The sequence below is a fragment of the Conexibacter sp. W3-3-2 genome, assembly GCF_009707605.1.
GTDB classification, from domain to species: domain Bacteria; phylum Actinomycetota; class Thermoleophilia; order Solirubrobacterales; family Solirubrobacteraceae; genus Paraconexibacter; species Paraconexibacter algicola.
Map to the genome: position 1 here is coordinate 4,033,479 of NZ_WLYW01000001.1, position 26,841 is coordinate 4,060,319.

At 74.8% G+C, this 26,841-nt stretch carries 21 protein-coding genes and 4 pseudogenes; 17 read left to right on the forward strand and 8 right to left on the reverse strand.

From position 1 onward, the window contains the following. Positions 1-28: 28 nt before the first annotated feature. Positions 29-943: pseudogene (locus GKE82_RS19345) on the forward strand (phosphotriesterase); the annotation flags it as partial. Position 944: 1 nt separating this feature from the next. Further along, complete coding sequence (locus GKE82_RS19350; RefSeq protein WP_154734447.1) at positions 945-1,967, forward strand: zinc-binding dehydrogenase; 1,023 nt, start codon at positions 945-947, stop codon at positions 1,965-1,967. 44 nt (positions 1,968-2,011) lie between these two features. On the opposite strand, the gene GKE82_RS19355 is transcribed toward GKE82_RS19350, so the two are convergent. The 3 genes from GKE82_RS19355 to GKE82_RS19365 all read right to left on the reverse strand — a co-directional run bounded on the left by GKE82_RS19355 (position 2,012) and on the right by GKE82_RS19365 (position 4,744). Beyond that, positions 2,012-3,571, reverse strand: coding sequence for an ATP-binding cassette domain-containing protein (locus GKE82_RS19355; RefSeq protein ID WP_196189336.1), 1,560 nt, complete (start codon positions 3,569-3,571; stop codon positions 2,012-2,014). A 139-nt stretch (positions 3,572-3,710) separates the two neighbouring features. Beyond that, positions 3,711-4,064 (reverse strand): VOC family protein, encoded by a 354-nt coding sequence (locus GKE82_RS19360; protein ID WP_154734449.1) that lies wholly within the window; start codon positions 4,062-4,064, stop codon positions 3,711-3,713. Positions 4,065-4,081: 17 nt separating this feature from the next. Beyond that, complete coding sequence (locus GKE82_RS19365) at positions 4,082-4,744, reverse strand: HAD family hydrolase (protein WP_196189337.1); 663 nt, start codon at positions 4,742-4,744, stop codon at positions 4,082-4,084. 123 nt (positions 4,745-4,867) lie between these two features. Here GKE82_RS19365 and GKE82_RS19370 point away from each other — a divergent pair, with 123 nt between their 5' ends. The 3 genes and pseudogenes from GKE82_RS19370 (at position 4,868) to GKE82_RS29055 (ending at position 6,889) form a co-directional block, all read left to right on the forward strand. Next, positions 4,868-5,908: a zinc-binding dehydrogenase gene (locus GKE82_RS19370; protein ID WP_107568677.1), complete on the forward strand. Its 1,041-nt coding sequence runs from the start codon at positions 4,868-4,870 to the stop codon at positions 5,906-5,908. Positions 5,909-5,915: 7 nt separating this feature from the next. Further along, a pseudogene (locus GKE82_RS29050) lies at positions 5,916-6,158 on the forward strand (alcohol dehydrogenase catalytic domain-containing protein); the annotation flags it as partial. Between the two features lie 260 nt (positions 6,159-6,418). Continuing rightward, positions 6,419-6,889 (forward strand): zinc-binding dehydrogenase, encoded by a 471-nt coding sequence (locus tag GKE82_RS29055; RefSeq protein WP_309233823.1) that lies wholly within the window; start codon positions 6,419-6,421, stop codon positions 6,887-6,889. Between the two features lie 377 nt (positions 6,890-7,266). Here GKE82_RS29055 and GKE82_RS19380 read toward each other — a convergent pair whose 3' ends face one another. After that, positions 7,267-8,415, reverse strand: coding sequence for an MFS transporter (locus GKE82_RS19380; RefSeq protein ID WP_154734451.1), 1,149 nt, complete (start codon positions 8,413-8,415; stop codon positions 7,267-7,269). Positions 8,416-8,538: 123 nt separating this feature from the next. Between GKE82_RS19380 and GKE82_RS19385 the strand changes: the two genes are divergently transcribed. The 5 genes and pseudogenes from GKE82_RS19385 (at position 8,539) to GKE82_RS19405 (ending at position 14,439) form a co-directional block, all read left to right on the forward strand. Continuing rightward, positions 8,539-10,461: a pyruvate, phosphate dikinase gene (locus GKE82_RS19385; RefSeq protein ID WP_154734452.1), complete on the forward strand. Its 1,923-nt coding sequence runs from the start codon at positions 8,539-8,541 to the stop codon at positions 10,459-10,461. Positions 10,462-10,884: 423 nt separating this feature from the next. Continuing rightward, positions 10,885-11,004: pseudogene (locus GKE82_RS31620) on the forward strand (hypothetical protein); the annotation flags it as partial. Between the two features lie 133 nt (positions 11,005-11,137). Continuing rightward, positions 11,138-11,722 (forward strand): substrate-binding domain-containing protein, encoded by a 585-nt coding sequence (locus GKE82_RS19395; RefSeq protein ID WP_309233824.1) that lies wholly within the window; start codon positions 11,138-11,140, stop codon positions 11,720-11,722. 27 nt (positions 11,723-11,749) lie between these two features. Further along, the gene (locus GKE82_RS19400) at positions 11,750-13,192 is read left to right on the forward strand and encodes an ATP-binding cassette domain-containing protein (RefSeq protein ID WP_154734454.1); all 1,443 of its coding nucleotides are present in this window, start codon (positions 11,750-11,752) and stop codon (positions 13,190-13,192) included. Next, positions 13,192-14,439, forward strand: coding sequence for an ABC transporter permease (locus GKE82_RS19405; protein ID WP_154734455.1), 1,248 nt, complete (start codon positions 13,192-13,194; stop codon positions 14,437-14,439). Before GKE82_RS19400 ends, GKE82_RS19405 begins: the two co-directional genes overlap by 1 nt. A 147-nt stretch (positions 14,440-14,586) precedes the next feature. Here the strand turns inward: GKE82_RS19405 and GKE82_RS19410 are convergent, their stop codons facing one another. Beyond that, positions 14,587-15,657: a phosphotransferase family protein gene (locus tag GKE82_RS19410; protein WP_309233710.1), complete on the reverse strand. Its 1,071-nt coding sequence runs from the start codon at positions 15,655-15,657 to the stop codon at positions 14,587-14,589. Positions 15,658-15,782: 125 nt separating this feature from the next. Here GKE82_RS19410 and GKE82_RS29060 point away from each other — a divergent pair. Then, a pseudogene (locus GKE82_RS29060) lies at positions 15,783-16,486 on the forward strand (SDR family NAD(P)-dependent oxidoreductase); the annotation flags it as partial. A gap of 65 nt (positions 16,487-16,551) precedes the next feature. Continuing rightward, on the forward strand, positions 16,552-17,592 hold the full coding sequence (locus GKE82_RS19425; RefSeq protein ID WP_154734458.1) for a zinc-binding dehydrogenase: 1,041 nt from the start codon (positions 16,552-16,554) through the stop codon (positions 17,590-17,592). A gap of 434 nt (positions 17,593-18,026) precedes the next feature. On the opposite strand, the gene GKE82_RS19430 is transcribed toward GKE82_RS19425, so the two are convergent. Continuing rightward, positions 18,027-18,665, reverse strand: coding sequence for an HAD family hydrolase (locus tag GKE82_RS19430; protein ID WP_154734459.1), 639 nt, complete (start codon positions 18,663-18,665; stop codon positions 18,027-18,029). Continuing rightward, complete coding sequence (locus GKE82_RS19435) at positions 18,658-19,938, reverse strand: acyl-CoA dehydrogenase family protein (protein ID WP_107568686.1); 1,281 nt, start codon at positions 19,936-19,938, stop codon at positions 18,658-18,660. The genes GKE82_RS19430 and GKE82_RS19435 overlap by 8 nt, the downstream gene beginning before the upstream one ends. A gap of 156 nt (positions 19,939-20,094) precedes the next feature. On the opposite strand from GKE82_RS19435, the gene GKE82_RS19440 reads away from it, so the two are divergent. Next, a complete protein-coding gene (locus tag GKE82_RS19440; RefSeq protein WP_154734460.1) occupies positions 20,095-20,892 on the forward strand; it encodes an enoyl-CoA hydratase/isomerase family protein in 798 nt (265 codons plus the stop codon). Continuing rightward, positions 20,892-22,061 carry a CaiB/BaiF CoA-transferase family protein gene (locus tag GKE82_RS19445; protein ID WP_154734461.1) on the forward strand — a complete coding sequence of 390 codons (1,170 nt, stop codon included), beginning with the start codon at positions 20,892-20,894 and terminating at the stop codon, positions 22,059-22,061. Before GKE82_RS19440 ends, GKE82_RS19445 begins: the two co-directional genes overlap by 1 nt. Positions 22,062-22,185: 124 nt before the next feature. Here GKE82_RS19445 and GKE82_RS19450 read toward each other — a convergent pair whose 3' ends face one another. After that, entirely contained in the window at positions 22,186-22,974 is a 789-nt protein-coding gene (locus GKE82_RS19450) for an SDR family oxidoreductase (protein WP_309233711.1), read from the reverse strand. Between the two features lie 88 nt (positions 22,975-23,062). Here GKE82_RS19450 and GKE82_RS19455 point away from each other — a divergent pair, with 88 nt between their 5' ends. From GKE82_RS19455 to GKE82_RS19465, 3 genes are read left to right on the forward strand one after another with little or no spacing between them, the layout of a single operon-like run. Continuing rightward, positions 23,063-23,941: an alpha/beta fold hydrolase gene (locus tag GKE82_RS19455; RefSeq protein ID WP_107568690.1), complete on the forward strand. Its 879-nt coding sequence runs from the start codon at positions 23,063-23,065 to the stop codon at positions 23,939-23,941. A gap of 47 nt (positions 23,942-23,988) precedes the next feature. Further along, positions 23,989-24,627 carry a calcium-binding protein gene (locus GKE82_RS30070; protein WP_154734462.1) on the forward strand — a complete coding sequence of 213 codons (639 nt, stop codon included), beginning with the start codon at positions 23,989-23,991 and terminating at the stop codon, positions 24,625-24,627. Positions 24,628-24,679: 52 nt separating this feature from the next. After that, positions 24,680-26,830: an ATP-dependent DNA helicase RecQ gene (locus GKE82_RS19465; protein WP_309233712.1), complete on the forward strand. Its 2,151-nt coding sequence runs from the start codon at positions 24,680-24,682 to the stop codon at positions 26,828-26,830. Positions 26,831-26,841: the final 11 nt, after the last annotated feature.

Here is a 26,841-nt window from a genome sequence, read left to right on the forward strand (position 1 = left end):
TGCTCGGGGACATCCCCCCGAGCAGCTCGGCGTCACCAACGCCCACGAGCACCTGATCTGCGAGGCGGGCCCGCATCTCGCGTCGAGCCCGGAGGGCCTCGAGGACCTCCGGCTGGACAGCGTCGAGAAGGCGGTCGAGGAGCTCCGCCTGTTCAAGCAGTCGGGCGGGAACGCGATGCTCGAGGTGTCCTGCCCGGAGTACGGGCGCGACGCGGCGAAGCTCGCGGAGATCTCCCGGCAGGCCGGCGTCCACGTCGTCGCGGCGACCGGGCACATCATGGAGGGCTACTGGCGTGGCGTCGTCGACGTCGGAGCGATCTCCGACGAGGACCTCCACGCGGAGATGACCCGCGACCTGCTGCACGGATTCCCGGAGGCGCCCGACGTGCGCGCCGGTGTCATCAAGGTCGGGACCGGCCGCGAGGCCGTCCACCCCGACGAGGAGCGCATGCTCCGCCTCGCCGCCCGCGTGCAGCGGGAGACCGGCGCCCCGATCACCACGCACACCACCGCGGGCACGGTGCCGCTGGAGCAGGTGCGGATCTTCCTCGACGCGGGCGCCGACCCGGCGCACGTCGTCATCGGCCACCAGGACCGGCGGCTCGTCTGGGAGGACCACCTCGCGGTCGTGCAGGCGGGCTTCCGGATCGGCTACGACTGCATCTCCAAGGACCGCTACGAGCTCGACCTGCACCGCATCGAGTTCCTCGCGCGGCTGTGCGAGGAGGGCTTCGCCGACCGGATCGTGCTCGGCTCCGACATCGCGCGGCGGTCGTACTTCACCTCCTACGGTGGCGGTCCCGGCTTCACGTACCTGCTGTGGCGGTTCGTGCCGTGGATGCGTCAGGAGGGCATCGCCGAGGAGCACATCCAGCAGATGCTCGTGGCCAATCCCGCCGCGACGTTCGCGTTCGCGCCGGTCCCGGCGACGGCGGGCGCTTGACGTGCGCGCCGCCGTCCTCACCCCGTCCGGCCTGTCGGTGCGCGACGACTGGCCCGAGCCCGAGCCCGGACCGGGCGAGGCGCTGATCTCGCTCTCGAAGGTCGGGATCTGCGGGTCCGACGTGCACTTCGTGCTCGACGGCACCGCGAAGACCGCCTACACGCCGATCGTGCTCGGGCACGAGCCCGCCGGACGGGTCGAGGCGCTCGGCCCGGACACCGACGGGCCGGCGGTCGGGACGCGCGTGGCGATCATGCCGCTCGTCACCTGCATGGCGTGCGACCGCTGCCGCAACGGCTGGTCGTGCATGTGCAAGGAGCGCCTGTGCATCGGCGCCGACGTCGAGGGCTGCTGGGCGGACCTCACCGTCGTCCCGGTCCGCAACCTCGTGCCGCTCCCCGACACCTTGAGCGACGAGCTCGCCGCGGTCGCCACGGACTCCGTCGCGACCGCCTACCACGCGGTCGCCAACCGCGGCGGGGTGACGTCCGGGTCGCGCGTCGCCGTCTGGGGCGCCGGCGGCCTGGGCCTCAGCGCCGTCGGGCTCTCCAGATGGCTGGGTGCGTCGTCGGTCATCGCCGTCGACCCGCGACCCGAGGCACAGGCGTGGGCGCTGGAGACCGGCGCCGACGAGGCCCTGCACCCGGACGTCGCGCTGAAGCGCATCGCCGAGCTCGGCGGCGTCGACGTCGCCCTGGAGTTCGTCGGGCGCGAGGACTCCGTCGAGGGCGCGGTGCGCTCGCTGGACGACCGCGGCCGTGCCGTGATCGTCGGGCTCTCCGACGCCCGCGCGATCGCCGGACGGCTGATGACGTTCGTCCTGCGCGAGCGCGAGATGGTCGGCTCCTACGGCAACGAGCCCTCCGACGTGCGCGAGATGGTCGAGGCGATGGCCAGCGGCTCGCTCGTCCTCCCGCGCGTGGTCGGCGACGTCATCCCGCTCGCCGACGTCGTCGAGGGCGTCTCGCGCGTCCAGCGCGGCGACACCGGCGGCAGCCGCATCGTGGTCGACATCACGGGCTGAGCACCGGCGCGGCGTCCGGCGAGCCGTCGCCCGCCGGACGCCGCTCACCGGCGCCAGCGGCCGACGTCCTCGACGACGTCGAGCGCCAGGGCGTCCCGGAACCGCGCGTCGTGCGTGGCGACGACCAGCCCGCCGCGCCAGCCACGCAGCGCGAGCTCAAGCACCTCCAGCGCCTCGACGTCCAGGTGGTTCGTCGGCTCGTCGAGCACCAGGCACGCCGCGCCCGCGTGGGCGAGCAGCGCCAGCTCCGCCCGCGTCCGCTCGCCCGGCGACAGGGTGGCGACCGGGCGCACGGCCGCCGACGGCCCCAGGCGGACCGCGGCGAGCGCGGCCCGGGCGGCCTGCTCGTCCAGGCCGCTCACCCGACGGAGCTCCCCGACGAGCGTCGCCGCGGACGGGTCCAGCGCCCCCCGCTCCTGCCCGAGCGCCGCGACCCGTCCGCCCGTCCGCCGACCGCGCACCGGCGCAAGCTCCCCCGTCAGGGCGCGCAGCACCGTCGTCTTCCCCGAGCCGTTCGGCCCGGTCAGCAGCACGCGCCGCCCCGGGGGCACGTCGAGGTCGACCGGGCCGAGCACGACGTCGCCGACCTGCAGCACCGCGCCGACCAGGGCGACGCCCGTCCCGCCGTCGGCGGCGTCGAGCAGCAGCCGGGTGGCGGACTCCTCCCACGGCTTCTCGGGCACCTCGACCTGCTGCGAGCGCCGGCCGAAGGCGCCCATCCCGTTCTCGGCGCTCTCGGAGAACAGGTGGCGCAGCGACCGGTCCGGGTTCGTCGCGGCGCTGTTGCGGGCCCGCGCCGCCCCGGCGCGCGCGGCCTCGCGGCGGCGGACCTCGACGGCGCGCAGCCGGTCGCGCTCGGCGACCGCGGTCGCGTGCTCCTCGACCGCCCGCGCCCGGGCGCGGGCGCGCTCGCGCTCGTAGACCGCCCAGCCGCCGTCCCAGACGGTCGCCTCGCCGCGGTCGAGCTCGAGCACGCGGGTGGTGAGGGCGGCGAGGAACGCCCGGTCGTGCGAGACGATCACCGACGCACCGCGGTGCTCCAGCACCAGCGCCCGCAGCAGCTCCAGGCCGTCGGCGTCGAGGTGGTTCGTCGGCTCGTCCAGCAGCAGGACCTCCTGACGCGTCAGCGCCAGCGCCGCGAGCCCCGCCCGGGCGGCCTGCCCGCCCGACAGCGACGCGATCGGCCGCTCGAGCAGCGAGGCGGGCAGGCCGACCCGCTCCATCGCGACCGGGATCCGCGCGTCGACGTCCGCCGCCCCGACCGCCATCCAGGACTCGAGCGCCGCGGCGTGCGCGTCGACGACCGACAGGTCGCCCGCGGCCAGCCGCGCGTCGAGGCCGTCGAGCCGGGCGGCCGCCGCCGCGACCCCGCTGCGCGCGAGCAGCAGCGCCCGGACCGAGGGGGCGTCCTCGATCGTCTGCGGCAGCAGCCCGGCCTGCGGGCAGCGGGTGGCGAGCTCGCGCAGCAGCGTCGACTTGCCCGAGCCGTTCGGGCCGACCAGCGCGACGCGATCGCCGCGCGACAGGGAGAGCGAGACGTCGTGCAGCAGCACGCGCTCGCCGTACGAGACGGTGACGCCGTGGGCGTCGAGCAGGAACGACAAACCGGACCTCCGGAGGATGCGGCAGCGGACGGGACGGGCCATCACGTCGGCCACCCGGGTCGGGCGGCGAGGTCAGGGTGATGGCGAGGTCAGCTGCGCATGGAGCGGGCCGCAGGCCCACGACCACGGTCGCACATCCTCAGCGATGCTGCAACACGTTCACGACGGCGCCGCCCTTCGAGCGGACGAAGAACCGCCGCACGCCCCACGGCTCGTCGGTCAGCGGGTGGACGATCTCGTAGCCGCGCTCGACGGCGCGGGCGTGGCAGCCGTCCACGTCGTCGACCTCGACCGACAGCACCGGGATCACCGGCGCGGTGGCGTCCTCGCGGATGACGCTCACCTGGGGGCGGGCTTCGGTCACCGGCCCGGCGGCGTAGGTGACGATCCAGCCGTGGTCCATCGCGACGTCCAGGCCGAGCACGTCGACGAACAGCTCGCTCGCCGCGGACGGGTCCCCGGCGAGGTTCGGCACGATCCGGCGCACGGTCATCCGTGCACCGTACGCGCCTACGGGCGGGCCAGCGCCACGATCTCGCCCGGGGTGTCGACGACGTGGTCGGGGTGCTCCTCGCGCATCTCCGCGGGGTGGAAGCCGAACGACACGCCCACGGTGATGGCGCTCGCGCCCTTCCCGGCGATCACGTCGTTGGGCCCGTCCCCGACGTAGAGCGTGCGACCCGGCTCCACGCCGAGCCCCGCGATCGCCCGGGCGACCGCCTCGGGCGCGGGCTTCGCGTCCTGGACGTCGTCCCCGGTGACCGAGAAGTCGACCAGGTCGTTGATCCCGGTGCGCACGCCCTCCAGGTCCATCCGGGCCCGCGCCTTGGACGTCGCGATCCCGATCTTCAGGCCCGCGTCCTTGAGCGCCCGCAGCATCTCCATCGTCCCCGGGAACGGCTGCGTGGTCTGCGCGTTGCGCCGGTACGCGTCGTGGAACGCCTCCGCGACGCGGTCGTAGACCTCCTGGTCGCCCCTGGCGATGATCGTGAACGACTCCAGGGCGCGCAGCTGGACGATCTGCTCGATGTCCGCGTGCTCCACCGGGAACGGCTCGCCGAGGACCTTCGTGGTCGCCTCGTGGTAGCTGGCCAGCAGGGCGGCCTTGGAGTCCATGAGGGTGCCGTCCCAGTCGAAGACGACGGCCTGGATCGTGGCTTGCGCGGTGGTCATGACGCGCATGCTGCCGCGACCGTCGCGCCGGGAGGAGCGGTCCCCGCGCGAGCACTGGAGGCTTCGACAACGCGCGTCGGCCGGCCGTCCCCGCGCGTGACACGACCCCGCTCTGATGGGGGCATGCAAGCAGTCGAATGGCGTGCCCCCCACGAGCTCGCGGTCGTCGAGCGCCCCGACCCCGTCGCCGCCGACGGCCAGCTCGTGCTCGAGGTCAGCACCTGCGGCATCTGCGGCTCGGACCTCCACAGCTACAAGCAGGGCTTCGCCGCCGTCCCCGGACAGGTGCTCGGCCACGAGCTCTCGGGCGTGGTGCTCGAGGCCCCGGGCGTCGCCGGCGTCGCCGTCGGGGACCGCGTCACGGTCCGTCCCCTGACCCCGTGCCTGAACTGCGACCGTTGTCGCGCGGGTGACGTGCACCTGTGCGAGTCCGGAGCCCAGGACAACATCGGCTACGGCACCCCGGGCGGGTTCGCGGAGCGGGTCCTCGTGCCGCGGGCGGCGCTCGGCGACACGGTCTTCCTGCTGCCCGACTCGGTCAGCGACCGGGCGGGGGCGCTCGTCGAGCCGCTCGCCGTGTCGCTGCGCGCCGTCCGGCTCGCCGACGCCGGCCCGGACGACACGGTCCTCGTGCTCGGCGGCGGCATGATCGGCCTCGGCGTCGCCCGGTTCCTGCGGCTGCGCGGCGCCGGCACGATCGTCCTGTCCGACCCCTCGCCGCTGCGCCGCGAGGCGGCGCGCAGGCTCGGCGTCGACATCGTCGTCGACCCGCTCGCCCAGGACGTCACGCAGGAGATGCGCGCGCTGACCGGGCCGGGCGGCATGGGCCTCGGGGCGCGCGTGGACGTCGTGATCGACGCGGCCGGCGTCGCCGCGGGCTTCAAGGACGCGCTGAAGTCCGTGCGGCACGGGGGCACCCTGGTGCTGGCGGCCATGTACGGGGCGCGGATCGAGCTCGTGCCCGACCGGATCGTCGAGAAGGAGCTGCACGTGCGCGGCTCGTTCGCCTACAAGGACGAGTTCCCGATGGTCCTGCAGGCCCTGCAGGACGGGGACGTCGACCCGGAGCTCTTCATCTCGCACACGTTCCCGCTGGAGCGCACGCCCGAGGCGTTCCTCGCCCAGCTGGACCGCGACACGTCGCTGAAGGTCCTGGTCGGGTGAGCGGCCGATGAGGGCGCAGTGCTGCGTCGCGCTCGACGGCCCCGAGGGCCTGCGCCTCGAGGAGGACCTGCCGACGCCCGACGACGAGCAGGGCACGCGCATCCTCGTCGACGTGACGGCCGCCGGCGTCTCCTTCCCCGAGCTCCTCTACTGCACCGGCCGCTACCAGGAGCGCCCGGCGCTCCCGTTCATCCCGGGCGTGGAGGTCGCGGGGACCGTCGCGCGCGCGCCGGAAGGCGGGCGCTTCGCGGTCGGGGACCGCGTGGTCGCCGCGACCTTCTTCGGCGGCTGGGCGACCCAGGTCGCGGCCGACCCGACGACGACCTTCCCGCTGCCGCCGCAGCTCGACGACGCGCAGGGCGCGGCACTGGTCATGAACTACCAGACCGCCTACTTCGCGCTGCGCCTGCGCGGGCGGCTCGCCTCGGGGAGACGCTGCTGGTCCAGGGCGCGGGCGGCGGCCTGGGGACCGCGGCCGTCCAGGTCGGCGTCGGCCTCGGGGCGCGGGTCATCGGGCTCGTCAGCAGCACCGACAAGGCGGACGCCGCGCTCGCCGCCGGCGCGCACGAGGTCGTGCTGGTCCGCGAGGGCTGGGCGCGCGCCGTACGCGCCCGGACCGCGGGGCGCGGGGTCGACGTCGTCTTCGACGTGGTGGGCGGCGACCGCTTCGTCGACGGCCTGCGCTGCCTGGCCGTCGACGGGCGCGTGATCGTCGTGGGGTTCACCGGCGGCCCGATCCCCGAGGTGCGCGTGAACCGCCTGCTCCTGACGAACACCGAGATCGTCGGCGCCGCGTGGGGGCCGTACACGCGGGTGGACCCGTCGATGCCGCAGGCCGTCCACGCCGCGCTGCTGCCGCTGATCACCCGCGGCGTCGTGCGGCCGGTGGTCGGCCCGCGCTTCCCGCTGGAGGGCGCCCCCGACGCGCTGCGGGTGCTGCAGGACCGCGCGGCGGTCGGCAAGGTCGTCCTCGAGCTCTGACCCGGCCGGCCAGCCGGCCGCCGGTGCGGGTTCTGGGTGATCTGCGGCCCGTATGTGGTCGTGCGGTCACCCAGTTCGGCGAGCGGGCCGGGGCCTCGGCGACGCTCCCCGCGGTTCTGGGTGATCCGGGGCCCGTATGTGGTCCTGCGGTCACCCAGTTCGGCGGGCGGGCGGCACATGTGGTTCCTCCGGGGCGGCGGGTCGCGCTGCGGCGTCCGTCGCGCTGCCCGAGGCGTTCTGGGTGAGCCGGGGCCCGTATGTGGTCCGCTGATCACCCAGTACGGCGGACGCGGTCGGCCGGGGCCCTCGGCCGACCGCGCGGCGCGCACCGGCGGCGCGGCGCGATCCCGGGGCGGGCGCCGCGGCGGGCAGACGGATCACCGCGCCGAGGCCCGCGAGGTGTGCGCGAACAGCACGGCGACGCCGAGCGTCAGGACGGTGAGGGCCGCGAACACCTCGCGCACCGCGCCCGCTTCGACGGCCGGCCCCAGCGCGGCGATCGCCACGAGGCCGCCGAGCGTGCCGGTCGTCCCGACGAACCCGACCGCCGCCCCGGGCGTCGCGGGCGAGCGACGGGCCGCCGCGTCCACCACCGCCGCGAACGGCAGCCCGGCGGCCAGGCCCAGCGTGACCATCGCCACGACGAGCAGCTCCGGGGAGGACGCGACCGAGAGCAGCGCGGCACCGGAAGCCGCCGCCACCAGCGCGCCGAGGACCAGCCCGCGCGCGAACCCGCGCGGCCGTCCCGTCACGAGGACGCCGCCGAGCGGCCGCGTGAGGACCGATCCCGCGAGGACCGTGGCCCCCGCGACCCCGGCCGCGACCGGTCCGAACGCCCCGACACGGTCGAGGATCGTCGCGATCCAGTTCCCCAGCGAGAAGCTCAGGACGATCGTGATCCCGAGCACCGCCCCGAGCGGCAGCAGCGCCCGTCGCCCCGGCCCGATCCCCGCAACCGCCCGGCCGCGACCCCCGGCCGGGCGCGGACCCGCACGTCGATCGGTCAGCGCCGCGACGAGGGCGAGCACCGCGAGCACGACCCCGCCCACGTACGGGGCGCGCCACCCGACCACGTCGACGAGCGCCGGTCCCGTCGCCACCGCGAGCGCGCCGCCCGCGCTCACCGCGCCTCCGACCGCGCCCTGCCCGCGCGCGCCCGCAGCGCGGACGCGCAGCGACGCGCAGACCATCGTCGCCCCGCACCCGGCACCGGTGAGCAGGCGCAGCAGCGCGACCGCCGCCACGCCCTCGACGAGGAGCGCCGCGAGGTTGCCCGCCAGCAGCAGCCCGGCCGCTCCCGCGGCCACCGGTCGTGCCCCGACCCGGTCCACGAGCGCGCCCGCGGGCGCCTGCAGCAGCGCATGCGTCGACCACAGGGCGGACCCCAGCAGGCCGATGGCCGACAGCGACGCGTCGTAGTGCGCGGCCAGCGGGTCGGCGACCGCGCCGACCGCCGTGATGTTCCAGCCGGCCGCCACCGACACGACGCAGGCCGCGGTGACGTTTCCCCACGCGGATGCGCGCACTCTGCGATCCTGCGCGCCGCAGACGGACGTGCCGCAGACGGCGCGTGCGCGTCCTTGGAGGTATCGCCAACGGTCCGATGGGTACGAGGCGACCACCCGGGACGCAGCCGCGACGATGCGCTCATGTCCAGAGCGGGAACCCACACCGTGCGCCGGTTCATCCACACCTTCGAGTCGCCCGTCGAGAACCCCGCGCTCCTCGGCGGCAAGGGCGCGAGCCTCGTGCGCATGCGCGCGCTCGGCCTGCCGACGCCGCCCGGGTTCACGATCTCCACCGACGGCTGGCGCGCGCGCCGGGAGGCGGACGCCGACGGCATCCCCGCCCAGATCGCCTCCGAGCTCGCCGAGTGCGTGAGCTGGCTGGAGTCCGATCTGGGCCGGCGCTTCGAGGACCCGCACGACCCCCTGCTGGTCTCCGTGCGCTCCGGGGCGCCGGTGTCGATGCCCGGCATGATGGACACCATCCTCAACCTCGGCCTCAGCGACGAGACCGCCGCCGGCCTCGCCGCCGCCACCGAGGACGAGACGTTCGCCTACACGCTCTTCCGCCGCCTGCTGGAGACCTTCGCGACCGTCGTGCGTGGCATCGACGGCGAGCTCGTCGCCGCGGCCGCCCCGAAGGACCTCGCCCCGCGCGACGCGTGCGCGCGCCTGCAGGAGGCGATCGCGCAGCACAGCGGACGCCCGTTCCCGCAGCGCGCCTGCGAGCAGCTGTCCGAGGCGATCCAGGCGGTCTGGCGGTCCTGGGACAGCCGGCGCGCCCAGCGCTACCGCCGCTACGCGGGGATCCCCGACGACCTCGGCACCGCGGTCACCGTGCAGGCGATGGTGTTCGGGACCTACCCCCAGGAGTCCGGGACTGGCGTCGTGTTCACGCGCGACCCCGCGACCGGGTCCCCGCAGGCCTACGGGGACTACCTCGCCCGCGCACAGGGGGAGGACGTCGTCGCCGGAGGCCACGACACCGAGCCGCTCGACACGCTGCGGATCGAGATGCCCGCCGTGTACGCCGACCTCGAGGCCGCGCTCCCGCGCCTGGAGGCCGCGTACCGCGACATGTGCGACGTCGAGTTCACGGTCGAGCGCGGCACCCTGTGGATCCTGCAGGCGCGGGCCGGTCAGCGCTCGGGGGCCGCCGCCGTGCGCATCGCGGTCGACCTCGTCGACGAGGGCCTCATCGCCATGGAGGACGCGATCGACCGCGTCCCCGTCGCCGCGATGACGCAGCTCCAGGCCCCGGTGTTCGCGCGCGAGCAACAGCTCGACGTCCTCGGTGAGGGGACGCCCTCCTCCCCGGGGGCGGCCGTGGGGATCGCGGTGTTCGACACCGCCCGCGCGACCGAGCTCGCCGACGCGGGCCAGAAGGTCGTGCTGATCCGGCCCGAGACCTCACCCGAGGACATCGCGGGCATGATCAGCTCGGTCGCGATCGTCACCGCGGTCGGCGGCCGCACGAGCCACGCCGCGGTCGTCGCGCGCGGCATCGGCCGCCCCGCCGTCTGCGGCGTGAAGCAACTCGACGTGGATCCCGCGGCGGCCGTCGCGCACTTCGACGGCCGCACGATCCGCGAGGGCGAGCTCGTGGCGGTCGACGGCGTCGCCGGGATCATCGCCGCGGGCGACGTGCGCCTCGTGCCGGCGCAGCCGGGCCCGCGCGTCGCGCGGCTCCTGGCGTGGTGCGACGAGCGTCGCGCCCTGCCGATCTCCGCCGAGATCCCCGACGGCTACACGACCATGGGCGGTCCGACCGACCCCGTGTCCGAGCGCGTCCTGATCGACGTCGACTGGGAGGGCCCGGAGTCCTCCGGGGTCGTCACGCGCACCGTCACCGCCGCCCTGGACGGCGGCGCGAGCGAGCTCGCGCTGGTCCTTCCCGAAGGCCTGGTGGAGGGCGACCTGCGTCCGGCCGCCGGCCCCTGGACGCAGCTCGTGGCCGACCCCGACAGCTGGTCCGCGCGGCTCCTCGCCGCGCGCCTCCAGCCGCAGGAAGTCCCTGCGTACAGCGAGGTTTCGGGCGGCCTTAGAAATGTCCACAAGCCTGCCTGACGGCTCCTGAACAGGCGGTCAGTAGACCGCCTAGCGTCGGTCTCGAACAAGGCCGCGGCCGGTCGGTCAGCGGCGGTGTCGAGTCAGGAGAGGTTTCAGATGGGTTCCACGTTCCGTGGGCGAGCAGCGCTTGGCGCTGCGCTCGCCGCACTGGTCTTCGCCGCCGGGTGCGGCGACGACGACGACAGCAGCAGCACGCCGGCGTCGTCCGGCGACACGACGACGCAGGCCGCGTCGCCCGACACCGCCGGAGGCGACGCCGCCGCCGAGGTCGCGAAGTACACGAAGCTCACCGGCGTCGAGTTCCCGCAGCCCGACGAGCCGTTCGACCCGGGGACCGGGAAGGTCGCGGTCATCAGCTGCGGCAACGCCGGCATCAACTGCCTGCAGGGCGCGAAGGACGTCCAGGCCGCCGCCAAGGCGATGGGCTGGACGCCGTCACCGATCTTCGACGGCGAGTTCACGCCGGCCAAGCAGGCGGGCTTCGTCCAGCAGGCCGTCCAGGAGAAGTACGACGCGATCGTGCTCGTCTCGATCGACGCCCAGTCGATCAAGGCCGCGGTCGACGCGGCGGCGGCCGCCGACATCCCGATCTCGTGCGTGATGTGCGTCAACCCCGCCTTCGCGGGCACCGTCACCGACGTGACCTCCGGGGGGGATCTCCGAGGGCAAGGCCATCGGGGCCTGGATGGCGGCCAACGCCGAGGGCGGCAAGGCGAAGATCGTCGCGTACGACGACAAGTCGTTCCCGATCGTCGCCGCGCGCCGCAAGAACATGACCGACGAGCTCGCCCGGCTCTGCCCCGACTGCGAGGTGGAGAACGCGGACTTCCCGACCTCCGACCTGCAGAAGGCCGGTGCCCCGACGTTCACCGGCATGCTCGCGAGCAACCCGGCAGGCCAGCTCGACTTCGTCGCCGGACCGTACGACCCCGCGTCGATCCCGTTCGCCAAGGCCGCGCAGCAGCAGGGCCGCGACGACTTCAAGCTCACCGGCTACGACGCGTCGCCGGACTTCGTGAAGCTCATCGCCGACGGCAGCGGCGTCGCCGCCGCCACGACCGCCGCCCCGTTCCCGTACGCCTCCTGGGGCGCCATGGACCAGGTCGCGCGGATCAAGGCCGGCAAGCAGCCGTGGGAGTCCACCGAGCTCCCCGTCGCCCTCGTCACCAAGGACAACGCCGCCCAGGTCACCGACGGGTTCTTCGCCCCGGCGGACTTCGACTACGAGGCGATGTTCAAGGAGCAGTGGGGCAGGTAGCCCGCTGACCGTCCCGGGATCACCACCATGAGCACGCACGACATCGCCATCAGCGGGCTGCGCAAGAGCTTCGGTCGCAACGAGGTCCTGCGCGGCATCGACCTGCGGATCGAGGCCGGCGAGTTCGTCGGGCTCATGGGACCCAACGGGGCGGGCAAGTCGACCCTGATCAAGATCCTCGGCGGGGTGTACCAGCGCTCCGCCGGGGAGATCACCTACGCCGGCGAAGCGGTCCGCAGCCTCGCCGAGCGCCCCGAGGTTGGCTTCATCCACCAGGACCTCGGGCTCGTCGACGCGCTGCCGATCGTCGACAACCTGCGGCTGGGCGAGGCGCCGATGCGGCGCCTCGGCCCGCTGCTGGACCGCGGCCGGGAGCGGCGCGCCGCCGAGGCGGCGCTCGCCCGGGTCGAGCTGGACCGGCCCGTCACGACGCTCGTCGGGGACCTGTCCCCGGGCGAGAAGACCCTGGTCGCGGTCGCCCGGCTCCTCGACCGCGGCGCGCGCGTCCTCTTCATCGACGAGACCACGTCGACGCTCCCGCCCGGCGATGCCCAGCGGCTGATCCGGACGCTGCGCGACACGGTGGCCGCCGACGGCGCGACCGTGATCATGGTCAGCCACAAGCTCAGCGAGATCCTCGACGCCACGAAGCGGATCGTCGTGATCCTCGACGGCGTGATCGCCGCCGACGTGGCGGCCGCCGGCCTCGACCGCCCGCGACTGGTGGAGCTGCTCGTCGCGCACGAGCGACCCGACGGCGGGCCGGTGCTCGCCGCCCACGACCGCGGCGAGGAGCGGCTGCGCCTGGAGGGCGCGTGCGCCGGGCGCTGCGGCCCGGTCGACCTGACGGTGCACGCCGGCGAGGTCGTCGGGCTGACCGGGCTCGCGGGCTCCGGGCTGCACGACGTCGGCTACCTCGCCCACGGCGCGCTGCGACCGACCGCCGGCCGCGTGGTCCGCGCGCCCGGCGTGCGCAGCGCGCTCGTGCCTCCGCACCGCGAGTCCCAGGGCGGCTTCGCGGAGCTGTCGGTCCAGGCGAACCTGACGATCTCCGCGCTGCCGTCGTGGCGCGGCCGGGCGACCCGGCTGCTGCGCGGTCGCGCCGAGCGCAGCGACGCCCACGACATGGTCGGCCGGCTGGACGTGCGCCCCGGGGATCCGCAGGCGCCGTTCGGCACGCTCTCCGGCGGGAACAAGCAGAAGGTCGTGTTCGGCCGCGCGATGTTCCGCCGGCCCGACGTCTACGTCCTGTGCGAGCCGACCCGCGGTGTCGACGTGCAGACCCGCGAGACGCTCTACGACCTGATCCGCGGGCTGCGCGCCGAGGGCGCCGCGGTCCTGCTCATCTCCTCGGACTCCGAGGACCTGTTCGCGGTCTGCGACCGCATCGCCGTGGTGGAGCAGGGTCGGCTGCGCGACTTCACCGCCATCGACGAGATCACCCCCGACGCGCTGGAGGCGTTCATCTGATGTCCACCCCCGAGGTCCTTCCCGCCCACGCCGGTCCGCCGCCGAGCGCGTCCCCCGCGACGGCGGCCGCGCCCCGCGATGGGGCCGTCCGCCGGTTCCTGGGCTCCACCGGCTTCCAGGGCTCGATCACGTTCGTGGCGTTCCTGATCGTCTTCGCCGTCTACGTGATCTGGCTCGGCGACACGTTCGCGAGCACCGACGCGCGGTTCCTGGACATCCACCAGAACGCGCCCGTGCTGATCCTCGGGCTCGCGGTGATGGGCACGCTCATCGCCGGACAGTTCGACCTGTCGGTCGGCGGCATGGCGACGCTGACGACCTTCCTGGCGATCGGGCTGAAGATCAACGAGGACTGGCCGTTCGCGCTCGTGCTCGCGGTCTGCCTCGGGATCGGCGTGCTCGGCGGGCTCGTCAACGGGCTGCTCGTGATGCGGCTGAAGGTCAACACGTTCATCGCCACGCTCGGCACCGGCGGACTGTTCGGCGGCTTCGCGTCCGTCTACGGCAAGGGCACGCAGCTCTCGCCGACCGACGACTCCGCGCCGCTCCCGGGCTGGTTCACCGGCCCCGACTCGATCGGCGCGTTCGGCCACAAGTTCCCGGCCGCGATCCTCTGGGCCGGGGTGGCGGGCGTCGCGCTCGCGGGGTTCCTGGCGCTGCGCCGCCGCCGGCCGGCGGACCGCTCGCCGCGAACCTGGGACGCGATCTGCGCCCTGGTGACGCTGCTCGTCCTCGGGCTCGCGGTCGGCGTGCTCGGCGTCGACGGCTGGATCGAGACGACCTCGTGGACGATCGGGATCCTGCTCGTCGTCGGCCTGCTGGTCTGGGTGCTGTTCACGCGCACGACCTACGGCCGGTACCTGCACGCGACCGGCTCCAACCCGGAGGCGGCGCGGCTGGCCGGGGTCAACCCGGAGAAGGAGACGATCCGGGCGTTCGTGCTCGGCGGCCTGCTCGCCGCGCTCGCCGGTGTCATCCTCGCCGCCAACCAGGGCTCGGCCTCCCCGGACGCCGGGGTCGGCTTCCTGCTCCCCGCGTTCGCCGCCGCGTTCCTGTCGACCGTGGTGCTGTCGACGGGGCGCTTCACGGTGTGGGGTGCGCTGATCGGCGGCACGTTCCTCGTCTGGGTCTCCCAGGGCCTGATCGTCGGGGGCCTGGCGTTCACCTACACGGACGTCGTCAACGGCGTCGTGCTCGTCCTCGCCGTCGCGCTGTCGACGACGCTCGGGCGCCGGGCCCTGCGCTGAGACGCGCGGCGCGCGGCGATGGCCGGCCGGTCGTCGCCGCGCGCGAAGGTGCCGGGGCCCGCCGTGCGCCGGTGCGCGCGGCTGGGCGTCGCGCTCGACCCGACGGGCGGCACGACCGCGCGTGCCGCTGGTGCTCGCTCGCGGGCCTCAGCGCAGCCCGGCGAACGTCGCGGCCTCTTCGAGCAGCCGCGGGACGTCGTGCTCGAGGTCGCGCGCGTACGGCGTCGTCAGCGCGCCGGCGAGGAACTGCGCGTACGCGCCCTCGACGATCGTCGCGAGCTTCCAGAACGCGAGCGTCATGTACCAGTCCAGGTGCTCCAGCGAGCGACCCGACGCCTCCTCGTAGCGGGCGGCGAGGACCGCGCGCCCGGGCGCGCCCGCGCCACGGGTGACCGCCTGGACCTTCGGCATCGCCGGGGTGGCGGGGCGCTCGTCGCCCCAGAACCCGAGGAACAGCCCGACGTCCAGCAGCGGGTCGCCGATCGTGGCCATCTCCCAGTCGATGATCGCCGCGACGGCCGGTGGCTCGCCGAGCGTCACGAGGCAGTTGTCGAGGTGGAAGTCGCCGTGGAGGATCCCCGGCTCCCCGTCGGCCGGCTGGTGGGCGGCGAGCCACGACGCGATCTCCGCGTGCCAGGGCAGCTCGCGCACGCGGTAGCGGTCGAGCTGCCGCGTCCAGCGGCCGACCTGCCGGTCGAGGAAGCCGTCGGGGCGGCCGAACCCGTCGAGGCCGGCGGCCCGCCAGTCCGCGCGGTGCAGGGCGCCGAGCGCGTCCATGACCGCCTCGCCGATGCCCGTGAGCGTCGCGGCGTCCGCGACCCGGTCGCCCGGTAGGTCCCACAGCAGCGCGTGGCCCTCGGCCGCCTCCATGACCAGCGCGGGGGCAGGCACGACGGCCGGGTCGTCGATCAGCGCCAGCGGTGCCGGGGCCGGGACGTCGGTCTGCGCGAGCGCGGTCAGCAGGGTGTGCTCGCGGGCCATGTCGTGGGCGCTCGGGTCGATGGCGTCGTGCGGCGGTCGTCGCAGGATCCGCCGGGCGGTCGGGGAGCGCAGCAGCAGCGTCTCGTTGGAGTTCCCGCCGCTGAGGCGGTCCAGGACGAACGGGCCCGGGTCGCCGAGGTGCTCGGTCAGCCACGCCGACAGCGGCCCGTCGACGGGCACGCCGCGGCTCCCGGGGCCGGACGCGGTGGGATCGGACGCGGACGCGGAGGAGGACACGAGGACGAGGTTCGCGCCCGGCGCCCGCGTGCGCCCGCGCGTGGGCGCGAGGGTCTTGGAGCGTTCTCCAACCCCGTGCGGCGCAGGGCCGGGGTGGCGCGCGGTCGCGCACCTATGGTCGAGCCATGTCCCACGCCGCTCTCATCACCGGCGCGAGCCGCGGCATCGGCCGGGGCGTCGCCGTCGCCCTCGCCGGCGCCGGGTTCGACGTCGCCCTCACCGCACGGAGCGCCGACGCGCTCGGGGAGACCGCCACGGCGGCGCGCGAGGCGGGCGCGGCCACGGCGGTGGCGCTGCCCGCCGACGCCGGGGACATGGAGGCGATGCGCTCCGTGGCGCACGACGCGGCCCGCGCGCTCGGACGCGAGCCCGACGTCCTGGTGCACTGCGCCGGGATCGCCCGCAACGGTCCGAGCGCGCAGCTGTCGCTCGGCGACTTCGAGGAGTCCCAGCGCGTCAACGTGACCGCCGCGTTCGTCCTCGCCCAGGAGCTGGCGCCCGCGATGGTGGAGGGGGCTGGGGTCGGATCGTGACGATCGGCTCCCTGTACAGCCGCTTCGGCGTCGCGCAGACCGCCGCGTACACGTCGACCAAGCACGCGGTCCTCGGACTCACGCGCGTGCTCGCGGCGGAGTACGTGCGCAAGGGGATCACCGCGAACTGCATCGTCCCGGGCTTCGTCGACACCGAGATGGTCCGTGACGAGGTCGCGAAGGCGGCGACGGCGCGCGGCACCTCCGAGGAGGAGATCCTCACGAAGTTCCTGCGCATCCAGCCGATCGGCCGGATGGTCACGACGCAGGAGCTCGGGGCGCTCGTCGCGTTCCTCTGCAGCGACGCGGCCGCGCCGATCACCGGGCAGGCGATCAACATCGACGGCGGCGCGCACCAGGCATGACGACCCGGTCGACCCGCGCCCTGGTGTTCCGGGCGCCCGGCGAGCTCGCCCTCGAGGAGCGGGCGCTGGCGCCCCTGCGTGACGGCGACGCGCTGCTGCGCGTGGAGTGGTGTGGCATCTGCGGCTCGGACCTGCACGTGTTCTCCAGCGGCTGGCGGGTCGCGCCCGGGCAGGTGCTCGGGCACGAGTTCTCCGCGACCGTGCTCGAGGCCCCGGGCGTCGACGGTGTGGCTGCGGGCGACCGCGTGGTCGTGAACCCGTTGCTCGGGTGCGCGGACTCGTCGTGCCGGGCCTGTCTGGTCGGACTGCAGCACCTGTGCCAGCGGCGTCGCGGGGTGCTCGGCCTGACCGTCCCGGGCGCGTTCGCCGACCTCGTCGTGGTGCCGGGCGCGCGCCTGGGCGTGGAGCTGCACCGGCTGCCCGACACCGTCCCGGGCGACGTGGGCGCGCTGCACGAGCCGCTGACGGTCGCGCGGCACGCGTTCGAGGTCTCCGACGTCACGCCGGAGGATCACGTGGTGGTCTACGGGGCGGGCGCGATCGGGCTGGGCCTGGTCCGCTGGCTGGTCCGGGCGGGCTGCGCGACGGTCCTCGTGGTGGACCCGCTGCCGGTCCGGCGCGAGGCGGCGCTGCGCCAGGGCGCCGACGCCGCGCTCGCGCCGGAGGAGCCCCTGGGACCGCTGCTCGGCGGCGCGTGGACGCCCGGCAAGGCCGACCTGGTCGTGGACTGCGCCGGGGTCGCCGCGGTGATCGAGGACGGGCTGAAGATCGTCCGCCCTGGCGGCCGCCTGACGCTCGCCGCCGTGACGCTCGGCCCCGACGCCGTGTCGTCCACGCGCGTGCTCGACAAGGAGATCACGGTGCGGGGCGCGCAGGGCTTCACCGTCGCCGAGCACACCCGGGCCGTCGCCGAGCTGCCGTCCTGGGACGCCGCGCCGTCGGTGATCTCCCACCGCTTCCCGCTGGACGGGTGGGCCGACGCGTTCGCCGCCCAGCTGGACCGCGGCGCGAGCGTCAAGGTCCTCATCGGCGGCTGACGCGCCCGGCCGGGCGCGCGGGGGCCGGCCGGCAGGCGCGCGGCCCGCCTTGCGTGGCGTTCTGGGTGATCCGAGTGCCGGATATGGGTGCCGGATCACCCAGTACGCATGGCTGGTTGGTGCTCGCGCCCGGGCCGCACGTCGCACACGGGCGTTCTGGGTGATCCGAGTGCCGGATATGGGTGCCGGATCACCCAGTACGCATGGCTGGTGGGCGCTCGCGCCCGGGCCGCACGTCGCACACGGGCGTTCTGGGTGATCCGAGTGCCGGATATGGGCGCCAGATCACCCAGAACGCGGGCAGCGCCCCGCGAGGCGCGCGCGAGCGACGCGGTCCGGGGCCGCGCCCGCGAGCCGCGAGCCGCGGTCCGAGCCGCGGTCCGAGCCGCGCCCGCGCCGCGCCCGCGCCGCGCCCGCGCCGCGGCGGCCCCCGCCTACCCGCCCGGCCCGAGGCCGAACAGCGCGCGCAGCACCGGGGCCGTCTCGTCGGCGCGACGGTGCAGCACGCCGTGGACGCCCAGCCGGGCGGCACCGTCGAGGTTCTGCTGCAGGTCGTCGACCATGACGCACCGCGCGACGTCGACGCCGACCCGGGCCGCGGCGAGCGCGTAGATCCGGCGGGACGGCTTGCGGCACGCGACGTCCGGAGCGTGCGAGAGCACGACCGCGTCGAAGTGCCGGTCGAGGTCGTAGCCCTCGTAGGAGGCGTCGTCCAGCGCGTTGGACACGAGGACGCACGGCACGCCGGCGGCGCGCACCGCCGCGACGACGTCCCACATCCCGTCGTCGCGCCGCAGTGCCGCGGTCATCCCGGCGAGCAGCCCGGTGGCGCGGACCTCCAGCCCGTCCGCGCGCAGCAGCGCGCTGAACCGCTCCTCGTACGCGGTCTCCGACAGCCGGCCGGTCTCGCGCTCGACGAGCAGCGCCCGGGCCGCGGCGGACTCCCGGAAGGCGCGGGCGATCTCGTCCCCCCGCCCGCCCGCGGCGCGGCAGAACGCGCCGAAGGACTCGTGGACGTCCGTGGTCAGGACGCCCCCGAAGTCGATCAGCAGGGCCTGCGGCGGGCTAGGCAAGCGCGCCGAGCGCGGCGAGCTGCTCGCCGTACTTCTCCAGGGCGGCGGCCCGGCGGGTGGGCACGTGCTCGCTCGGCAGGTCGTGGGGCTCGTAGCCGCGCAGGATGCGCTTGGCGACGCCCATCTTGTGGACCTCGTCCGGCCCGTCGTAGAGGCGTGACGCACGCGCCCAGCGGTACATGTGCTCGAGCGGCAGGTCGCCGGAGAACCCGAGCGCCCCGTGGATCTGGATCGCGCGGTCGAGCACCTCGTACTGCGACGTGGCGCAGTGGTACTTGATCATCGCGATCTCCTGGCGGGCGTTCGTGGCGCCGACCTCGTCGATCTTCCACGCCGCGTGCAGCGTCAGCAGCCGCGAGGACTCGATCGCCGCGATCGACTCGGCGATCCAGTTCTGGATGACGCCCTTGTCCTTGAGGTAGGACCCGTGGACGCTCTTGCTCACGGCCCGCTCGCAGAGCATGTCGAAGGCGCGACGCGAGACGCCGATCCAGCGCATGCAGTGGTGGATGCGGCCCGGTCCCAGGCGCTTCTGCGCGAGCGCGAAGCCCTTGCCGCGCTCGCCGAGGAGGTTCTCGCGCGGGACGCGGACGTCCTCGTAGGTGACCTCGACGTGCGTGTGGAGGACCCCGTGGTCCTCGGGGTCGCTCATCAGCGAGATCGGCCGCGTGGTGATGCCCGGCACGTCGGTGGGGATGATCAGCATCGACGCGCGCGAGTGGCGGTCCGCGTCCGGGTCGGTGACGCACATGAGGATGTGGATGTCGGACCGGTCGCCGTTGCCGACGCAGTACTTCGTCCCGTTGACGACCCACTCGTCCCCGTCGAGGACGGCGGAGGTCGTGAACTGCGTCGGGTCGGAGCCGGTGCCCTGCTCGGTCATCGAGTACGCGGACCAGATCTCGTTGGCGAGCAGCGGGTCCATCCACTTGCGCTTCTGCTCCTCGGTCCCCCCGATCGCGAGCAGCTCGGAGTTGCCGGTGTCCGGCGCGTGCACGCCGAACACGGGCGGGGCGAGCTCGGAGCCGCCGAGGATCTCGTGCATCAGCCCGAGCTTGACCTGGCCGAAGCCCTGGCCGCCGAGCTCGGGACCGAGGTGCGCGGCCCACAGGCCCTGCGCGCGGACCTCGTCCTGGAGCGGCTTGATGATCTCCCGGAACTGGCGGTAGTCGAGGTCCAGCGTCTCGAGCGGGTAGACCTCCTCGCGCACGAAGTCGCGCATCCACTCGAGCTTGCGCTCGAACTCGGGTTCCGTGGAGAAGTTCCAGGACATGTCGTTCAGCCTCCGGGCGTGACGTTGCGGTACCGCTCGAACCTAGGTCGCGCGGGACGCGGTGCCGCGCCGGGACCGCCCGGCGGCTGTGGGGTTCTCCAACGTCCGCGAGGGCCGGCCGTGGCGGCGGCACGGTCCGGCGGGGAGGGTGGGGCCATGTCCTCGCTGGTCACGGTCGAGCGCCTGCGCGACGGCGTCGCACTGCTCACCCTCCGCCGTCCGGAGAAGCTCAACGCCCTGACCTGGGACATGATGCGGTCGTTCCTCTCCTCCCTGGAGGATCTCGGCCGGGACGAGTCGGTCCGCGTGGTCGTCCTGACCGGGGAGGGCCGGGGCTTCTGCGCCGGCCTGGACATCGGTCAGGACGACGGCGTCGGCTCCCGCGCCGACGTGTTCAGCGCGTACCGCGGCCAGGAGACCGTCGCGCAGCTCGCGCTGACGGTCCGCAACCTGCCCCAGCCGGTGATCGCCGCGGTGAACGGTCCGGCGAGCGGGGGAGGGATGGCGATCACCCTCGCCTCGGACATCCGGATCTGCGCGCCGCAGGCGCGGTTCAACGTCGCGTTCGTCCGCATCGGCCTGTCCGGCGCGGACGCCGGCGTCTCGCATCTGCTGCCGCGCATCGTCGGGCTCGGGATGGCGTCCGAGCTGATGCTCACCGGCCGTCAGGTGCTGGCCGACGAGGCGTTGCGCATCGGCCTGGCCAACCGCGTGGTGCCCGCGGAGGCGCTGCTCGACGAGGCCGCGGCGCTGGCCGGGCAGATCGCGCAGAACTCCCCGTTCGGCGTGTTCATGACCAAGCAGGTGCTGCACCGCAACGTCGACGCGGGCTCGCTGGAGCAGGCGATCGAGCTGGAGAACCGCACGCAGATCCTCGCCAGCCGCACCGAGGACATGCCGGAGGCCCTCGCGGCCTTCAAGGAGAAGCGGTCACCGAACTTCAAAGGACGCTGATGGGTGCACTGGACGGACTGAAGGTCATCGAGATCGCGGGCCTCGGCCCCGGACCGTTCGCGTGCATGGCGCTCGCGGACATGGGCGCCGAGGTGCTGCGCGTGGACCGCGCGTCCGCGGTGGACGGCGCCGACGGCCGGCCGGAGACCACGCAGCCGGACTACCTGCTCTACCGGGGCCGACGGTCGGTCGCGCTGGACCTCAAGCACCCGGACGGCGTCGCCACCGTGCTGCGACTCGTGGAGCGGGCCGACGTCCTGGTCGAGGGCTTCCGCCCCGGGGTCGCCGAGCGGCTGGGCGTCGGGCCGGACGCGTGCCACGCGGTCAACCCGCGCCTCGTCTACGGGCGGATGACCGGCTGGGGGCAGGACGGGGCGATGGCCCGCGAGCCCGGCCACGACATCAACTACATCGCGCTCACCGGCGCGCTGGACGCGACCGGTCGGGCGGGTCAGCCCCCGACGCCGCCGCTCAACCTCGTCGGCGACTTCGGTGGGGGCGGGATGCTGCTGGCGGTGGGGATCCTCGCCGCGCTGTGGTCCGCGCGCTCGACGGGCGCGGGCCAGGTGGTGGACGCCGCGATGGTCGACGGCGCCGCCCTGCTGATGACCGGCTTCTTCGGCTGGCGGGACCTCGGGCAGTGGTCCGCCGAGCGCGGCACGAACCTGCTGGACAGCGGCGCGCCGTTCTACGACGCGTACGCGTGCGCCGACGGGAAGTACGTCACGGTCGGCGCGGTCGAGCCGCAGTTCTACGCGTCGGTCCTGCGGGTCATGGGACTGGACGGCGAGTACGACGTCGCGTCCCAGAACGACATCGCGCAGTGGCCGGCGCGCAAGGCCCGCTTCGCCGAGGTGTTCCGCTCGCGCACGCGCGAGGAGTGGGTGCGGGCGTTCACCGGGCAGGAGGCCTGCTTCTCACCGGTGCTGTCCCTGGACGAGGCGCGCGAGCACCCGGTCAACGTCGAGCGCGGCACGTTCGTCGAGGTCGACGGGCACGTGCAGCCGGCGCCGGCGCCGCGCTTCTCCGCCACCCCGAGCGCGACCCCGGGACCGGTCGCGCTGGCCGGCCAGCACACGGTCGAGGCGCTGCGGGACTGGGGCGTCGACGCCGGCGCGGTCGATGCGCTGCTCGCCTCGGGCGCGGCGCGGACGAACCCGCACGTGTGAGCGGCGGGCGGCGCCGCCCCTCATCCTGCGGTGCCGCCCGGGCCGGCCCGCACGTCTGTGGCCGTCCATCTGCCGCCCCTCTGGGGGCCGGAGATGGACAGCCCGGCGCCCGCTCCTCGCCCCCTCAGCCCGCGTCGCCGGGCAGCACGTAGCCGCCGTCGACGGCGAGCAGCGCACCGGTCGTGTACGAGGAGGCGTCGGAGGCGAGGTAGAGCATCGTGCCGACGATCTCGTGCGCCTCGCCGCCGCGGCGCAGCGCGAACCCGGCCGCGTGGCGCTCGAACTCCTCCATGTCCCACGCCTTGGAGATGTCGGTGAGGAACGCGCCGGGCAGCACGGCGTTCACGCGCACGGTCGGCCCGAAGGCGCGCGCGTAGGCCTGGGTCATCGCGTTGAGGCCGGCCTTCGCGGCCGCGTAGGGAATGACGCCGCCGTGCGGGGCGTTCGCCGCCGCGGAGGACACGTTGATGATCGACCCGCCCCCGTCGGCGACCATCCGCTCCCCGATGAGCGCGGACAGGCGGAACGGCCCGGTGAGGTTCACGTCGACGACCTTGCGCCACAGCTCCTCGGTGACGGTCGACGGGGTCTCGTAGAACGGGGACATGCCGGCGTTGTTGACGAGCACGTCGACGCGGTCGAACGCTTCGTACGCGGCGGCGGCGAGGCCGTCGATCTCGTCCCACTTCCCGGCGTGCGCGGCGTGCACGACGGCGCGGCGGCCGGTCGTCTCCCGCACCTCGCGGGCGAGCGCCTCGCAGGACTCGACGCGGCGCGAGGAGATCAGCACGTCCGCGCCGGCGCGCGCGAACGCGAGGGTCGTCTCGCGGCCGAGGCCGCGGCTGCCGCCGGTGATGACCGCGGTGCGGCCGGTGAGGTCGAACGTGGAGAACGGCGCGGGGATCGAGGTCACGCCCCGACGCTATCCCCGCCGCCCGACGGTCCCGCAGCGGCGCGGGCGGGCGGGTGGTGGAGAACTCCAGCGCGCTAGCGTGGCGGCCATGAACGAGGAGCAGATCACCCGCGTCGGGGACGTCGAGCTGTGCCACCAGTCCTTCGGCGATCCGGCCGATCCGGCGCTGCTGCTCGTCATGGGCCTGGGGTTCCAGATGATCGCGTGGCCGGACGGGTTCTGCGAGCGGCTCGCGGCGCGCGGCCTGCACGTCGTGCGGTTCGACAACCGGGACTCCGGGCGCTCCACGCACCTCGACCATCTCGGCGCGCCGTCGCGTCGTGAGCTCTTCACCGGCCGCGTCGCCGCGCCCGCGTACACGCTCGCGGACATGGGGGCGGACGCGTTCGGGCTGCTGTCGGCGCTGGGGATCGAGCGGGCGCACGTGGTGGGCGCGTCGATGGGCGGGATGATCGCCCAGACGATGGCCGCGGCCCAGCCGGGACGGGTGCTGAGCCTCACGTCGATCATGTCGACGACCGGCAGCCGCCGGGTGGGCCGGCCGACGCTCAAGGCGCTGCGGTTCCTCGTCAGCCCGCCCGCCGCCACGCGCGAGGACTACGTCGAGAAGGGCCTGCGGGCGGCGCGCGTGCTCGGCTCCCCGACGCTGACGAAGAGCGAGGCGGTGCGCCGCGACCTGCTGGAGCGCACCTGGGACCGCGGGATCACCCCGGCGGGCTTCGCGCGCCAGCTGGCCGCGATCGTCTCCGACGGTGACCGGACGGCGGCGCTGCGCACGATCCGCGCGCCCACGCTCGTCATCCACGGCGCCGCCGACCCGCTGATCCGGCCGTCGGGCGGTCTCGCGACCCGCAGGGCGATCCCCGGTGCCAACCTGCTGCTGCTCGACGCGATGGGCCACGACCTGCCCGAGCCGCTGTGGCCGGTGATGGTCGACGGGATCGCCGGGAACGCCGCGCGCGCCTGAGCGCCCGGCGCCTCAGGCCGGACCGTGCGGCTGCCGATGATCGGGGCGTGCGCTCCCGTCTGCTGATCCTTCTCGTGCCGCTCGCCCTCGCCGCGCCGGGGACCGTCTCGCACGCCGAGCCGTCGGCGGACCCCGCGGTGCTCTGCGAGCAGTCCCACCCGGACGACACCTGCCAGGACGGCGGTGGTCGGCGCGTGCCGGGCGGCGGGGAGAAGGTCTCGCACGTCGGGTGGCCCGCGATCACCGGCGTGTTCTGGCAGGTGAAGTCGGCGTCCGGCCGGCGGTTCAGTGGCGGGCCGGCCAACGACGAGCTGCTCGGCCACCACGGCGACGACCGCATCCAGGGCGGTGCCGGGCGCGACGTGCTCTGGGGCGACTGGGATCCGGAGGGCAACACGACCCGCCAGCGCGACGTGCTGGACGGCGGCCCGGGTGACGACTGGCTGTACACCTCGCACGGGCACAACACGGTGCGTGGCGGCAGCGGCGCGGACCTGGTGTGGGCGTACTACGGGCGCGGCACGATCGACTGCGGGCCGGGGTTCGACACGCTGCGGATCCGGCTGCAGCACGGCTACCGGGTGCGGAACTGCGAGCGGATCCGGAACTTCTGCGCGCACGGTTCGAAGCCGGGCAACGCCGGAGGGTGTTACAGGCCTGGCGAGAATCCGCGCAGAGAGCGGTGAGATCTGCACGGGACGTGCCGGACGGTCGGGACCCGTCGCTACGGTCTGAGGGGTGCACGACGCGCTGACCCAGCTGGCCTCCGTCTTCGCCGATCCCGCCGCGCCGGGGGCGTCGGCGACGCTCGACGGGATCCGGGGCCGCTGGAGCACGTTCACGAAGGCCGAGCGGGACGCGCTGACGCCGCTGGCGAAGCTCGCGGCGCAGCGGGTGAAGGACGCCAACGTCCCGGCGCTGTTCGCGCTGGAGGAGGAGCCCGCCCCGGCGCCCGCCCCACGCACGGCGGCTCCGGCCCCGGTCGCGGACGTCGAGCCCGCGGGGCCGACCGCGGCCGACGAGGACGACTACCTCGCCTACCTGGCCTCGATGGAGGAGGCGGGCCCCGCGGCGGGCGAGGGCGCGCCGGTGTTCGCGGCGGAGCCGTACGCGGCGCCCGTCCCGGCCGGTCCGGCGCCCGACCGCACCTCGCTGGCGGACGTCGATCCGGACTCGCTGCTCGGGCTGCTGGGCCTGTCGCAGTTCCGTCCCGGGCAGCGGGAGGCGGTGCTGGCCGCGCTGCAGGGGCGCGACGCGCTCGTGGTGATGCCGACCGGCGGCGGCAAGTCGCTCTGCTACCAGCTGCCGGCGCTCGCCGGGCCGGACCTCACCGTGGTGGTGTCGCCGCTGATCGCGCTGATGCGCGACCAGTGCGCGCGACTGACCGACCTCGGTCACCCGGCGGTGATGCTCGCCTCCGGCGGCGACGGCTCCGCCAACCGCGCGGCGCTCGACGGCATCCGCGACGGCAGCGCCAAGGTCGTCTTCGCCGCGCCGGAGCGGTTCGCCTCGGGCGCGTTCCGGGCCGCGCTGCGCACGCGCGCGATCGCCCTGTTCGTCGTCGACGAGGCGCACTGCGTCAGCGAGTGGGGCCACGACTTCCGTCCCGACTACCTGCGCCTCGCCGGGGTGATCGCCGAGCTCGGCCACCCGCCGGTGATGGCGTGCACGGCGACCGCGACGCCGAAGGTCGCCGACGAGATCGCGGTGCGCCTGGCGCTGCGCGACCCGGAGCGCGTGCGGTCCGGCTTCGACCGGCCGAACCTGTCGTTCGACGTGCTCCCGTTCGACGGCGAGGGCAGCGTCGCGCGCAAGCGGGCGACGCTCGTCGCGGGCGTGTCGATGGAGGAGAACCGGCCCGCGGTCGTGTACTGCGGCACGCGCAAGAGCACGGAGGAGATCGCGGACCTGCTCGCGTCGAGCGCGCTGCGGGTCGCCGCGTACCACGCGGGCATGAACGCCGACACGCGCGCCGCCGCGCAGGACGCGTTCATGCGCGGTGAGGTCGACGTCGTCGTCGCGACGAACGCGTTCGGCATGGGCGTCGACAAGGCCGACGTGCGCAGCGTCTGGCACTGGGCGCTGCCGTCCTCCCTGGAGGCCTACTACCAGGAGGCGGGCCGTGGCGGCCGTGACGGGCAGCTGGCCCGCGCGGTGCTGCTGGCGTCGCGGTCGGACCTCGGGCGGCTCGTGCGGTTCATCAACGAGGCCGAGGTGAAGGTCGAGCAGGTCGGTGCGCTGGTCGGCCGCCTGCGGGCGCAGGCCGGGCCGGACGGCGTCGTCGAGGAGGACGCGCGCGCCGACCGCGACCGGGTGGCGCTCGCGGTCGCCGAGCGCGCGGGCGCGCTGCGCCTGTCCCCGGGGGCGGGCGGGCGGCTGCGGGTGGAGCTGCTGTCCGGCGAGCTCGACCATCGCGAGGTCGCGCAGCTGTGCCGGGCCGCGACGAACCGTCGCTGGGAGGCGTACCGCTCGATCGAGGCGTACGCCAACGGCGGGGACGGCGCGTGCCGCCGCCGCCAGCTGCTGGACCACTTCGGCGACCCGGAGGAGGGCGCGCCGGTCGGCCGATGCTGCGACGTGCACGACCCGGTGGACTGGCTGCCGGAGATCCGGGTGAGCGCGTCGCGGTCGCGCTCCCGCTCCGGGGGCGGCGCGACCGCGGCCGACGACGGTCCGCCGGTGGCGGATCGCGACCTCGAGCCGCTGAAGGCGTGGCGCCGGTCGCGCGCGAACGGCAAGCCCGCCTACACGGTGGCCAACGACGCGACGCTGCGCGAGATCGTGCGCAGGCGGCCGAGCACCGAGCACGAGCTGCTGGCGATCAAGGGCATCGGGCCGAGCTTCGTCGAGAAGCACGCGGACTCGCTGCTCGAGCTGCTGCACGGCTGAGCCGGGGCCGC

What these genes read in the sequence shown, in the direction of transcription:
- GKE82_RS19365 (WP_196189337.1), bottom strand. Translation starts at nt 4,744, where the DNA reads ATGACCACCGCGCAAGCCACGATCCAGGCCGTCGTCTTCGACTGGGAC.
- GKE82_RS19405 (WP_154734455.1), top strand. Translation starts at nt 13,192, where the DNA reads ATGTCCACCCCCGAGGTCCTTCCCGCCCACGCCGGTCCGCCGCCGAGC.
- GKE82_RS19455 (WP_107568690.1), top strand. Translation starts at nt 23,063, where the DNA reads ATGAACGAGGAGCAGATCACCCGCGTCGGGGACGTCGAGCTGTGCCAC.
- GKE82_RS19425 (WP_154734458.1), top strand. Translation starts at nt 16,552, where the DNA reads ATGACGACCCGGTCGACCCGCGCCCTGGTGTTCCGGGCGCCCGGCGAG.
- GKE82_RS19370 (WP_107568677.1), top strand. Translation starts at nt 4,868, where the DNA reads ATGCAAGCAGTCGAATGGCGTGCCCCCCACGAGCTCGCGGTCGTCGAG.
- GKE82_RS19385 (WP_154734452.1), top strand. Translation starts at nt 8,539, where the DNA reads ATGTCCAGAGCGGGAACCCACACCGTGCGCCGGTTCATCCACACCTTC.
- GKE82_RS19440 (WP_154734460.1), top strand. Translation starts at nt 20,095, where the DNA reads ATGTCCTCGCTGGTCACGGTCGAGCGCCTGCGCGACGGCGTCGCACTG.
- GKE82_RS19435 (WP_107568686.1), bottom strand. Translation starts at nt 19,938, where the DNA reads ATGTCCTGGAACTTCTCCACGGAACCCGAGTTCGAGCGCAAGCTCGAG.
- GKE82_RS19445 (WP_154734461.1), top strand. Translation starts at nt 20,892, where the DNA reads ATGGGTGCACTGGACGGACTGAAGGTCATCGAGATCGCGGGCCTCGGC.
- GKE82_RS19360 (WP_154734449.1), bottom strand. Translation starts at nt 4,064, where the DNA reads ATGACCGTGCGCCGGATCGTGCCGAACCTCGCCGGGGACCCGTCCGCG.
- GKE82_RS19400 (WP_154734454.1), top strand. Translation starts at nt 11,750, where the DNA reads ATGAGCACGCACGACATCGCCATCAGCGGGCTGCGCAAGAGCTTCGGT.